Source organism: Pedobacter psychrodurus, assembly GCF_032678585.1.
GTDB classification, from domain to species: Bacteria; Bacteroidota; Bacteroidia; order Sphingobacteriales; family Sphingobacteriaceae; genus Pedobacter; species Pedobacter psychrodurus_A.
The window spans coordinates 22,685-35,246 of record NZ_JAVTSN010000022.1 but is presented as its reverse complement, the minus strand read 5'-3'; the positions used below and the strand labels follow the sequence as shown (position 1 = coordinate 35,246).

The 12,562-nt window shown below is 39.8% G+C and carries 7 protein-coding genes; 2 read left to right on the top strand and 5 right to left on the bottom strand.

The genetic code is table 11. The features are described 5' to 3' along the window. The first annotated feature begins 271 nt into the window (after nt 1-271). Both R2S57_RS15460 and R2S57_RS15455 read left to right on the top strand, forming a co-directional pair. A complete protein-coding gene (locus tag R2S57_RS15460; RefSeq protein ID WP_316845860.1) occupies nt 272-1,171 on the top strand; it encodes an ABC transporter ATP-binding protein in 900 nt (299 codons plus the stop codon). After that, nucleotides 1,168-4,686 carry an ABC transporter permease/M1 family aminopeptidase gene (locus R2S57_RS15455; RefSeq protein WP_316845859.1) on the top strand — a complete coding sequence of 1,173 codons (3,519 nt, stop codon included), beginning with the start codon at nt 1,168-1,170 and terminating at the stop codon, nt 4,684-4,686. The genes R2S57_RS15460 and R2S57_RS15455 overlap by 4 nt, the downstream gene beginning before the upstream one ends. Nucleotides 4,687-4,993: 307 nt before the next feature. Here R2S57_RS15455 and R2S57_RS15450 read toward each other — a convergent pair whose 3' ends face one another. The 5 genes from R2S57_RS15450 to R2S57_RS15430 all read right to left on the bottom strand — a co-directional run bounded on the left by R2S57_RS15450 (nt 4,994) and on the right by R2S57_RS15430 (nt 12,494). Further along, nucleotides 4,994-5,935: an AraC family transcriptional regulator gene (locus R2S57_RS15450; protein WP_316845858.1), complete on the bottom strand. Its 942-nt coding sequence runs from the start codon at nt 5,933-5,935 to the stop codon at nt 4,994-4,996. A gap of 25 nt (nt 5,936-5,960) precedes the next feature. Continuing rightward, nucleotides 5,961-7,061, bottom strand: coding sequence for an efflux RND transporter periplasmic adaptor subunit (locus R2S57_RS15445; RefSeq protein ID WP_316845857.1), 1,101 nt, complete (start codon nt 7,059-7,061; stop codon nt 5,961-5,963). Between the two features lie 13 nt (nt 7,062-7,074). Continuing rightward, nucleotides 7,075-10,359 carry an efflux RND transporter permease subunit gene (locus tag R2S57_RS15440; RefSeq protein WP_316845856.1) on the bottom strand — a complete coding sequence of 1,095 codons (3,285 nt, stop codon included), beginning with the start codon at nt 10,357-10,359 and terminating at the stop codon, nt 7,075-7,077. Between the two features lie 13 nt (nt 10,360-10,372). Continuing rightward, nucleotides 10,373-11,764, bottom strand: a complete 1,392-nt coding sequence (locus R2S57_RS15435; protein WP_316845855.1) for a TolC family protein — start codon at nt 11,762-11,764, stop codon at nt 10,373-10,375. 310 nt (nt 11,765-12,074) lie between these two features. Next, nucleotides 12,075-12,494 (bottom strand): SRPBCC family protein, encoded by a 420-nt coding sequence (locus R2S57_RS15430; protein WP_316845854.1) that lies wholly within the window; start codon nt 12,492-12,494, stop codon nt 12,075-12,077. Nucleotides 12,495-12,562 lie beyond the last annotated feature (68 nt).

Here is a 12,562-nt window from a genome sequence, read left to right as displayed (position 1 = left end):
TCGTGTCTCCACGAACCATTCTTATCCCTGTTTTTAAAACTAAGAAACTTTGCTGGTAGCTTAAAATTTAGATGATGAAAGGCATATTTTCGATGATGAAAGGAATATCAATCCTATTTGTATAATCCCAATGCTTTATAGATTATAGAAGTCATTTTTTAAAGCTTGACTTCTATTCTAACCTTTCGTCATCATTTTAGCTCCGTTCATCACTTAAATTCGATTGGCAATTTTTACGGAACTAATTTGCGTCCTTCTTAAACTAGAATATATGGTACGGCTTAAAATACAGCAACTTACAAAATCTTATCAAAATGGTGTCAAGGCCCTTGATGGTGTTACTTTGAACATCGCTAATGGTATGTTTGGCTTATTGGGGCCAAATGGCGCTGGTAAATCATCGCTTATGCGTACGCTTGCTACATTGCAAGTTCCGGATGCCGGACAGGTGTATTTCGATGGAAATGATGTGCTACAGAATCCTCAGGAAATGCGCAATAAATTGGGTTATTTGCCACAGGATTTTGGTGTTTACCCTAAAATTTCAGCTTTTGATCTATTGAGCCATATGGCGGTATTAAAAGGTCTGCTTAATAAAAACGAACGCAAGGAACAGGTAATTTCACTTCTGCAGCAGACCAATTTATTCGAAGTAAGGAAAAGATCGGTGAGTACTTTTTCTGGGGGCATGCGACAACGTTTTGGCATTGCACAAGCCTTGTTGGGTAATCCGCAATTAATTATTGTTGATGAACCTACGGCAGGCCTAGACCCTCAGGAACGGAACCGTTTTCATGATCTTTTGAGCGAAATCGGTGCTGCCCGGGTGGTGATTTTATCTACCCATATCGTAGAAGATGTAAATGACCTTTGTCCAGAAATGGCTGTGATGGCCAATGGTAAACTAATTTTACAAGGTAAACCTGCCGAATTGATCAAAGATTTAGATGGGAAAATCTGGCGGAAGGTAATCAATAAGGTAGATCTGGCGCAATATTCATCGGCTTTTAATGTGATTTCTACCAAAATTATTTCGGGTAAATTGTATGTATTTGTATTGGCAGATCAATTTCCTGCACCAGGTTTCGAGCCTATTTACCCGAGTTTGGAAGAGGTTTATTTTTCCTCATTATTTGGTACTGCCAATTTAAAGTTGGAGGCTAAGAGATGACCGCAGATTTACTGAAATTTGAGCTGAAATACCATTTCAGACAGGTGTCGTTCAAGGTAGCCGCTTTATTGTTTTTTGTGCTGGGTTGTTTTTGTGCGGTAAAAGGTGGGTTTGGTTCGGAAGAGGTGCATAAAAATTCGCCTTATGTTATCACCAATATCCTCGCATTGCTATCTCTTTTCTCTATTTTTTCGGGCACCTTGTTTAGCGCCAATGTGGTATTGAGAGATAACCTATATAAAATGGAAGCGATTGTATTTGCTTCAAGCATTAAGAAAGTCTCTTATTTTGGTGTGCGGCTGTTGGGCTTACTCATTGTTGTTTTTAGCCTGATGGTACTGGTGGTTTTGGGTATTTATGTAGGCTCATTTTTTATCGACGCCGATCGCTTAGGTCCATTTCATATCACTTACTTTTTGCAACCGCTTTTGGTTTTTGCTTTGCCCAACGTGCTTTTCTCAGCCGGAATCTTATTTTGCACCACCATATTGACTAAAAGTGTGCGGGCCATTTATGTAGTGGGTGTACTGATCTATATTTTATATATGCTGGCTTCTATATTTGGTAATTCTCCGCTGTTGGCCACCTCTACAATGAAAGCCAATAGCTCGGATATTTTGCCTTTACTTTTAGATCCTTTTGCCCTGGCCTCATTTTTTGGTGAAACCAGAACCTGGACCGATCTGCAACGTAATCAACAGTTATTTCCATTAGAAAGCGCGTTTTTACTGAACAGACTCCTGTGGATTGCTTTTACAATTTTATTGATGCTGATTACTTATCGTGTATTCAATTTTAGATTACAACTCCAAAAGCAGGTGAAAATTAAAAAACTTAAGGCAGAACAGATTGCGTTGATTCCTTATCGGGTTTTAGCGGTTTCATCAAGTGGTTTTCGTTTTCATTTTAACACATTTAAAGCTCAATTTAAGCTCGAAATGCTATTCCTGTTTAAAAACATCCCGATGATGGTGATGCTTTTATTATGGGTTTTTCTATTCGGCGTGGAGTTAAAAGATCAATTGTTCAGCGGTGTTTATGGCATTCACAGTTATCCGGCAACAGGTATTATTATAGAAGAAATACGCTCCATGAAATTCGGACTGATTCTGATTATTTTTTACGCTGCAGAAACCATCAGCAGAGAGAAAGCAGTCAATATACATGCTTTGATCTATAGTACACCCATTAAAAATTCAGTATTGTGGATGGCTAAAAGTTTAAGCCTTTTGATGTTGGTTTTTATTCTGGTTACTATAAATATAGGGGTCGGTATTGTATTACAGGTAACACATGGTTATTACCATATCGAGCTACCCATGTATTTGTCCTTATATTATTATAGTGCGTTCCCCTTATTACTTTTTGTCGTGCTCATTATTTTCGTCCAGAATTTAAGTGGAAACAAGTATTTGGGCATGTTACTGACTATGATCGTTGTTTTTATGATTTCTTATGCCGAAAGATTTGGGTTAGAACATTACCTTTTTCGATTTGCCACAGTTCCAGATCTGTTGCATTCTTATTTTAATGGTTTTGGCTATTATGCCAAGCCTTTTAACTGGTATATGTTGTATTGGTCTGGTTTTGTGATCATTATTGCGCTGTTAACTATTGGGATGTGGCAACGCAAGGTTGAAATAAAAACTAAAGACAGATGGAGGTCGCTTCGTTTGGCGTTTCTCAATAATAAATGGATCGCGGTATCAGCATTGCTGCTCTGGATTTCTTGTGGAGCGTTTATTTATTATCAAACCAATATCGTCGGAAAATATAAAAATAAACAAGAGCGGTTAAATTGGAGCCTGGTCTACGAGCGGAAATATAAAGCAATGGCCTATTTACCCCAACCGGTTGTTAAAGCCGTTAAAACCAATGTCGATTTATATCCAAATGAAGGGAAATATACCGTTAAAGGGACATATGTACTTAAAAACGAAACACATGTACCTATTTCTAAAATATGGACTTACGTTAGCCTTGCTGTAAACTCATTTTCGGTATCTATCGATGGAATTGAGAAAAGCGAAAGAGACGTAACCTTTAATCAGCAGTTTCTTATGCTCAAAACCCCATTGCAACCTGATCAGGAAATCATAATGAATTTCTCTGTTGAGGTTATCAGAAATGGATTTACACCTTTTGATAGTGAAAATTCCATAGTAGAAAATGGTACTTACATTGAATTGGAAAAATTTATCCCTCAGTTTGGATACTGTTACAATTTTGAAAGTGAAGATAAACAGGAACGCAAAAAAGTAGGTTTGCCCGAAATTGCCAGCAAGCCAAAATTTAACGATGCTTACGAATTAATTGATTTCGAAACGGTTATTTCCACAGAAATTGATCAGCAGATAATTACCGTTGGGGAATTGCAGAGAAACTGGACAACTAATAATCGGAGGTATTTCAAATACAAAACTTCCACACCGATCAATTTTATGTTTGCCCTGAGCAGCGCAAGATATGCTGTGAAAAAAGAAAAATATAAAGGCATTAACCTGAGTATTTGTTATCAGGCGGGGCAAGCGTATAACCTAAAAAGTATATTTAGTGCGGTTAAAGATGCCTTAAATTATGGCAATGCCAATTTTGCAAACTATCCGCTAAAACAGTTCAACATTGTCGAAATCCCCCAATATAAAGGTGCTGCAACAGCTTATCCAGGAGTTGTTTTTAGTGCTGAAAATATTAACTTTCTCGGGAATTATAGTCACAAAGAAGATATTGATCAGAGTTATGCCATAGCTGCACACGAAACTGCACACCAATGGTGGGCAAATATATTGGCTCCTGCTGTTGGTGCGGGTTATGCCATGCTCACCGAATCGTTGGCTAAATACACCGAAAATATTTTGATCGAAAAGGCTTTTGGTAAAATGTATTTAGCGAAATACCTTGATTATGATAACAATCTCTACTTTTTGAACCGAAACAATAGTGAAAAGGAATTGCCTTTGGCTAAAACCTTGGATCAACCTTATGTGCATTACCAAAAAGGAGGATTAACGATGTATGCGGTTAAGGAACTGTTGGGAGAGAAGAAGTTTAATGCGGTATTAAGTCAGCTTATTATTGATCATAAATATCCGAAACCGAGGGCTACCGCAGGCGATTTAGTACAAGCTATTTTAAATCAGGCTTCACCTGGTCAAAAGAAGTTTATAAATGATTGTTTTAATGAGGTAGTTACTTACGATCTGGGAATTAAAGTGCTCAATGGTGGGGTATTAAAAAATGGAAAGTATAAACTTGATCTGGAGATAGCCACCGAGAGGTTAAGCGGGGGTAGTAAACAGTTGCCAAATCTGCAAGTAGACCTTGCCTGTTTTGATCAGTTGAAAACGGACTGGGAACGAGGTACAAAACCAGTTTATTTTCAAAAGTACACGATAAGCCAGAATCAGACAATGCTTTCTATCATTGTTGATCATAAACCCAAAACAATTGCGATTGATCCTTATGGGTATATATTGGATGGGGATAAAAGCGATCATGTAGCTGTGATGAAGTAAAGACGTGATCGTCATTTCCGTAGTAGAGAAATCTTTAAAGTAGGTTTACTGATGCATATTTAAAGATTTTGCTTCGCAGAGCCTCCTGTTTCCCGGCTTCGCAGCACCCAATAGCTCGACTTCGCTTGAAATGACGAATTGAGACGTTGAATACTTATAGACTATCGTTTCAATTCCTGCAATGCTACGGCAAGCTTTTGCACTTTGCTGGTTAGCGTATAAAAAAAAAGCGCCTTTTCCTCAATTGAGGGATTGGCGCTTCAAGTACTAAACGACTAGGTTTAATAAAATTACATCATCTGCATCATTAATTGGCCCGAAAACCTTTTGGGGTACACTGCATCTGACGTTTAAAAAATATATTAAAGTTGGCGGGGTATTCGAAACCCAAACAATAAGCTATCTGTGCAATATTCCATTCAGTATGTTTCAATAGGGCAACAGCTTCTGTTGCTATCCTTCTCGAAATATGCTCTGAAGTGGTTTTGCCGGTGACTTCTTTTACTGCATGGTTTAAGTGGTTTACATGCACCAACAAACGGAAAGCAAAATCGTGCGCCGTTTTTAGCTCCAAAATATGCTCAGTAGAGCCAATAGGAAACTGCCTTTCCAACAATTCGATAAATAACGAAGTTAAACGTGCCGATGCGTTATTCTGTTTAAAAAAAACATCCTGGGGTTTAACTTTTAGCGCCTCATGCACGATCAACTGTACATAATTCCGCAACAAATCATATTTATGCATGTAATCGCCATCCATCTCTTTCATCATTTTGGTAAAGATATCCCTTAAGGTTATTTCCTGCTCTTCATCAATGTGTATCACCGGACTATCGTTTATCCGCCATAACAACGAATCGCGAAGGGTTTCGTTGCGGTTGTGTATAAAATTTTCGGTAAACAAACAGAAAAATCCAGCAGGCTTTGATGAAGTACTTTCCCATGAATAAGGAATATTCGGGTTGGTGAACAGCAATGCACGCCCCTTAATTTCGATCTGCGCATCAGGATAATGCAAAATCCCGTTCCCAATAATCAACGAAATTTTATAAAAATCCCTCCGGCTAAATGCAGATGGTACATTGGTACAAACGGTACCGCGGTTAAAAACATTAAAGTGCCCAATGTCGTTGATCATCCCCAGGCTTGGCGTAGGAATTTCCGGACGGGTGATTTTTAATTTATTGTAAAAATCTTCTAAAGTTTCCTTTTTTTGAAGGGTAGAAAGCTCTTGATTTTTTGATAACATAATTTAAGTGCTTAATACCGTAAAGTTATGGTTTAATCACCGTTCCTTCATGCATTTCTTCTGTTGGTTCTGCCACTAATTTGTCACCTTCTGACAAATCTCCAAAAACTTCCACTTGATCATCGGTTTCCCTTCCTTTTTTAACCGCCACCTTGACTGCTTTGTTATCCGCCACTTTTAATACAAACAATCCTTCGCTGGTATCCAATAAAGCTTTTTTAGCAATAATAAAGGTGCTGGCATTGGCCGGAAGTGGAATATTTACCTCGGCAACCATTCCTGGTAGTAAAACTTTCGACGCATTTGGAACGTCCATTTCAATGCGTTCAGAGCGTAAGCGTAAATCTAAAGCACCCGACATACGTTTTACTTTTGCTTTAAAAGTTTGGCTTGGCAACGATTTAACAGTGAAGCTGATTTCATCACCTGCTTTTAAATAGCCGGTGTACACTTCTGGAATGGAAACGGCCAAACGTAAATTTTTCTGATCCTGCAAGGTAAATAACGGCAGGTCAGAACCTTTACCTGTTGGACCAACATAAGCGCCTAAATTCACATTTCTCGCAGAAATAATCCCGCTGAAAGGCGCTCTTATAGTCAGGTAGTCCTGAACTGAACCTACTTCTTTATACGCCGCTTTTGCTGCTTCGAGTTGTGCGAGATCTGAATTCTTTTTGGCCATGGCCTGATCAAGATCGTTGGTAGAAATGGTTCCAGGGGTTTTACTGGTTTCGTACAAACGGTTGTAGTTGGCTTTACTCGCTGTATAAATGGCTTCCTGTGCTTTTATCCTCGATTGTGTTGCAGCCAGTTGTGAAGTCATTTCAGGTGCTTCTAAAGTCATTAATAATTGACCTTTATTTACTTCCGAGCCGATATCTACCTTTAAGCTTTTTACAAAACTGCTCACTTTGGCATATAAATCAACCTGTTGCAAAGCAATTAATTCGCCTGGCAAGCTTAGTTTGGTTGAAAGTTTTTCTTTTTTAAGGTCGAAAGTGGCGATTGCTGCTGTTTTTTCTTTCTTGGCTGCTCCCTTCGAATCTGAGTGCCCACAGCCATACATAGCTGTTAACACCAATAATCCCGTACTTAATAATGCTGTTGAAAATATCTTCGTATTCATTTGTGATGATGATTTATTCGTTTTCTTGTAAACCTTTAATGTAATGGATGCTTTCTTCGTCTTCCGGATCGAGCGACATCGAATCGGTAGTCTGTTTTCCTTGTACCCATGCAAATACCAATGGCAATATAATTAATACGGCGAAAGTTGAAGCCAACAAACCACCAATTACTGCTCTTCCCAGAGGTGAAACTGCTCCGCCGCCCTCGCCATGACCGATCGCCATTGGCAACATACCTGCAATCATGGCAATACTGGTCATGATAATCGGGCGTAAACGTAAGGCTGCTGCTTCGCGTGCCGATTCGAGTGCATTACCATTGTGCTTCCGTAATTGCTCGGCGTTGGTAATCAGTAACACCGCATTGGCAATAGAAACACCTACCGACATGATGATACCCATATAAGATTGCAGGTTTAAAGTTGATCCTGTAATGGTTAATAACAATAGCGAACCTAAAATAACCGCTGGTACAGTAGCTAAAATAACCAATGGAACTTTAAACGATTGGAAATTAGCGGCCAACATCAGGAAAATTACTACAATGGCGACTAATAAGCCTGATTGCAAACTGTCTAAAGTATCTGTTAATACTTTACTCATGCCTATGGCCGTAACGTTCAGTCCTCTAGGCAGTTCGCCTACATCCTTAATGGCTTTTTCAACATCTTTTGATGCTGTTCCCAAATCGGTATGGTACAGGTTAGCCGTTACTGATAAGAAAGGCATGGCACCGATGTTATCGTTTTCGCCGGCAGTGGTATCAGGCGTAATTTTAGCTACATCGCTTAACACGGGTCTGGCAGAGTTTTTTAATAAAGGAATTTCTCCAATATCATCCTTGCTGGTCATTTGGTTAAGGGGCACCTGAACCTGAACGCTATATGGCAAAGCTGCTTTTTCATCGAGCCAGATATTTTTATCCGTATAACGTGATGATGAAGTAGAAGCAATCAATGATCGTGAAATATCAGCCATATCTACACCGATCTGTGCGGCACGTGTTCTGTCGATATCGATGTTTAATGATGGATATTTAATAGGCTGTGCAAGTTGAACATCCCTCATGTAAGGAATTTCCTTTAATTCGGCCAGGATTTTATTGGCATATTTTTCGTTCAGTTTTTTGTTTTTGCCAGCAATACGCACTTCAACAGGGGTAGGAGAGCCTTGGCTCAATACTTTGTCGGTAAGTTCTATTGGCTCGAAAGAAAGTTTAACATCAGGTAAAAGTTTTTTAATTCTATCTCTGAACTGGTCCTTAAAATCATCCATGTCTTCTTCGAAATCCTTTAAACTTACCTGGAAAACGGCTTCATGCGGACCAGCCATAAACTGGTAAATCGGGTTTACCGAAAACTGTGCAGGGTGCTGACCAACATACACAGAAGAAATGCCCATGTGCTCTGCGCCGACCATTTTTTTCAGTTCGGCCAAAACTACGTTTGCTTTTTCTTCCGTACGTTCTAAACGTGTTCCGTCGGGTGCGCGTAAACGCAATTGAAACTGGCTAGAATTTACCCTTGGTAAAACATCGCGGCCAATATTAACCAAAAGTAAGGCGGCCAAACCGATAATTACGACAAGGTAAAGTAATACGACTGGTTTTCTGTATGGTAATATACGATCGAGAAAGCGCATAAAGCGGTTCCTGAATTTATCGAAGAAGCCAATTTTGCCATTGCCACTAAAATCTTCGCGTTCTACCAAAACCCTTTTCTGGTTCAGCGTATCTTTTTCCGATTCGAGTGTAATGCCTGTTGCTGCAAAATCAGCCTCATCTTGCGTAATGCCAGGGTGGTTTTCACTTCCTTTTTTAGGATGTGCAACCATCAGCCAGTTGGCCATAATCGGCACAAAGGTTTGAGATAACAAGAATGAAACCACCATCGAAAAGCCGATTGCCAGGGCCAATGGTAAAAATAATGCGCCTGGGATACCGGTCATGGTAAAGGCAGGTGCAAATACAGCCAGGATACAGAACAAAATCAGTAACTTGGGGAAAGCGATTTCCTTACAGGCATCCCAAATGGCCAGGGCCTTGGGTTTGCCCATATCAAAATGCTGGTGGATGTTTTCTATGGTTACCGTTGATTCATCCACCAGAATACCAATGGCCAGGGCCAATCCACTCAAGGTCATGATATTGATCGTTTGCCCAAATAATTTAAGGAACAAAACCCCGGCAATGATCGATGTTGGGATGGTTAAGATAACAATCAACGCGGCACGTTTATCACCCAGGAAAAGTAAAACCATCAATCCGGTTAAAATGGCACCGATTGCGCCCTCACTTACCAAACTTTTTACCGCATTTATTACATAAACAGATTGATCGAACTCATAAGAAAGTTTAACATCTTCGGGCAATGAACTTTGAATGTTCGGTAAATTTTTCTTCAGGTTTTTAACCACTTCCCAGGTAGAAGCGTCACCAGATTTGGCAATACTTAAATATACCGAACGTTTGCCATTAATTAAGGCATAACCGGCTACTAAATCGGCGCCATCTTTAACAGTGGCCACGTCGCGTAACTGCAAATTTTGAACACTGCCTTTAAACAAGGGGATATTTTCAAAATCTTTGACCTTTTTAATGGTATAATTAGTAGGGGTAAGGTAGTTTTTATCGCCGATCCTTACGTTTCCTGAAGGAGCGGTCTGGTTATTCAACCTAATGGCTTCAACCACCTGATCTACCGTTAAATTGTGGGAACGTAACAGTGATGGATTCACATTAATTTCGATTGTTCTTGGACTACCGCCAAAAGGAGCTGGAGAAAGCAAACCTGGAATAGCCGAAAAACTAGGGCGAACATAGGTATTGGCCAAATCCTGCAGTTCATTATTGGTGCGGATTGGACTGCTTAATACCAGCTGTCCAACAGGTAGAGAAGAAGCATCAAAACGGATCACAAAGGGGGGCTGTGATCCTGGAGGGAATATGGCCTGTGCACGGGTAGAAAGTGCACTTAACTCTGCCGCGGCCTGTGCCATGTTGGTACCTTCGTAATAGGTTAATTTCATCAACATTAAACCTTGCGTATTTTTGGTTTCGATACTTTTAATACCGTTGGCAAAAAGCAGGATGTTAACGTATTGTTTACCAAAATAAGCTTCCATTTGGTCGGGCGTGTAACCGCCAAAAGGGTGGGCAATATAAATTACCGGAAGATTCATTTGCGGCAGGATATCAACCTTGATCTGGTTGATGGCCCCAATGCCGAAAAAGAACAATCCAGCTACTAAAACTAAGATGGATATGGGTTTGCGGAGTGCGAAACGTATTAAATTCATTTATATAGCCAGATTAAAATTCGTTGATAAATATGTCGTAATTGCCCAATGCTGCCGATTTTAAGAGCAAAGCTTGCCATACATTGGTAAAGGCAATATCCCGATCCGTTTCGGCACGATTTAACGTGAAAAGCGCTTGTGTTAAATCAACCAGCGTAGTCAGTCCATTTTTGTAGAGCGTGTTTTTTTGCAGGTAAGCATCCGATGCTGCTTTTACCTGAATGGGTGCTTCGCGATAATTGGCCAATGCATTGGTGAGTTTGGTTTCGGCTAGTGCCAACTGGGCTTTCAATTGTTGATCAACCAGATTATATTCTTCTTTCAACCCTTGGCTAATGTATTCTTGTGCACGCACTTGCGGTCGGTTTTTAAGTAGGGTTGACAGGTTCCAGGTCATTCCTATGCCAATCAAATAGTTTCCCCGGGTAGGGTTTATACCATCTGCATAACTGGTAGAGTAAGCGGTCTGATCTAGTGCATAACCAGAGCTAAAACCCGAACCCCTGCCTTGCATGACACCGAAAAAGGTAAATGTTGGGTAGTATAATTTTTTGAAATAATTAACCTGTTGCTGACTAACATCCACGCGGTTCTGGTAAAACTTTAACAGGGGATGCGAACTTTTAATTAGGGTATCTTCGAGCAGATTGTTAGGGATCCGTGTAATCGAAGCGGTATCCACATGGTATGATGTTGCCGTTAAGCCCATTAAAACACCCAAACGATTGGCTTGCTCCTGTTCCAGATCCTTCGCTTTTGTTAAGGCAATTCTGGCGTTCGAAACTTCAGCTTTTGCAAAAGACGAATCTACTCCAGCAATTAACCCGTTTTTAGCTCTGATAACCGCCGTATTTTTAAAGGTAACAGCCCGATCGAGGTTGTTCTGTTGCGATCTGGTTAAACGCTGAGCAGCCAATAAATTAAGATAAGCAGCAGAAACACGGATTTCTTGCTGGAACTTTTCTTGCTCCAGGTCGTTTTTGTCTCTTTGATAAGCAGCATCAGCAATTTTGATGCGGTCTCTGATTTTTCCAAAAGTGAAGAAATCCCAGTTAACATTGGCAAGATAAAGTCCGCCAAATGCAGCATTCCAGTTTTGTTTCTCTAAAGCGGGACCAGATGAAGCCGTTCCCAAACCACCTAAACCATATTGCGGACCGTTTTGACCGTTGATGGTTCCATAATCTTGCTGGGCACTTAAACTGAAGTTTGGAAGATACTCTCTCCTGGCCTGTTGGATAGCCGATTTTGATGCATTTGCATAATTATCCTTGGCCTTAATGGTACCATAATTTGTTAATGCGGTGTTTACAGCCTGCTTTAAACTAAGCGTTTGTGCACTTACACCGATAGACAGACTTAAAAATAATAATAGTGAAAAATGAAATAAAGATATACGATGCATAGTGTATAATTTACACGGCAAATGTAAATTATGGCGGCAATATCAAAGTATTCCGTTCAAATCAATAATTATGCGAATCAAATAATAATCGAATTGTTACTTAAGGGAATTTTATATGAGGTAATGATGTAAAAAATTAAACCTCACAGCAATGCCATTACGCCCTTGGCGAAGGTAAACATACATTAACCACAGATAGAAAGGATGCACACAGATAAATCCGTGTTGATCTGTGTGCATCTGTGGTTAAAAATGATAAGCCATTGAAAAAACGCTATAGGCTATCGCTTATAAGGGTTGATGGAAATGATTAACCTTGTTCAGTATAACTTTTAAAATTATCTAAAATGGCCTGCCATCCACCACGCTGCATTTCGATAGAGTGGGTAGATTCGGCATCGAAGGTTTCCGTTACCCTGGTTTGCTCACTTAGTGCATCAAAAACGATACTTACTTTTCTGCCATCTTCAAGGCTATATTCGATTTTTTTATTGGTCTCAACGGTAGTATAGGTTCCACCGAAATCGAAACTCATGCTGCCATCTTTTGCAGCCATGGTACTTTTAAATTTGCCACCAACCTTTAAATCGTTTTCCGAATAAGGGGTATGCCACTCTGGTGAAGCAAAACTCCATTTGGTAATGTGATCTGGATTGTTCCAAAATTCCCAAACTTTTTCTACTGGTGCATTTACTGTTGTTTCTACGGTGATTGATGTGGTATTTTCCATGTTTTTCTTTGTTTATTTTTGTTAAATAAAGTTATGGGAACTTTTACAACCCTGAAAGTGTAAATGCG

Coding starts and splice junctions, on each gene's coding strand:
- R2S57_RS15460 (WP_316845860.1), top strand. CDS start 272: ATGGTACGGCTTAAAATACAGCAACTTACAAAATCTTATCAAAATGGT.
- R2S57_RS15455 (WP_316845859.1), top strand. CDS start 1,168: ATGACCGCAGATTTACTGAAATTTGAGCTGAAATACCATTTCAGACAG.
- R2S57_RS15450 (WP_316845858.1), bottom strand. CDS start 5,935: ATGTTATCAAAAAATCAAGAGCTTTCTACCCTTCAAAAAAAGGAAACT.
- R2S57_RS15445 (WP_316845857.1), bottom strand. CDS start 7,061: ATGAATACGAAGATATTTTCAACAGCATTATTAAGTACGGGATTATTG.
- R2S57_RS15440 (WP_316845856.1), bottom strand. CDS start 10,359: ATGAATTTAATACGTTTCGCACTCCGCAAACCCATATCCATCTTAGTT.
- R2S57_RS15435 (WP_316845855.1), bottom strand. CDS start 11,764: ATGCATCGTATATCTTTATTTCATTTTTCACTATTATTATTTTTAAGT.
- R2S57_RS15430 (WP_316845854.1), bottom strand. CDS start 12,494: ATGGAAAATACCACATCAATCACCGTAGAAACAACAGTAAATGCACCA.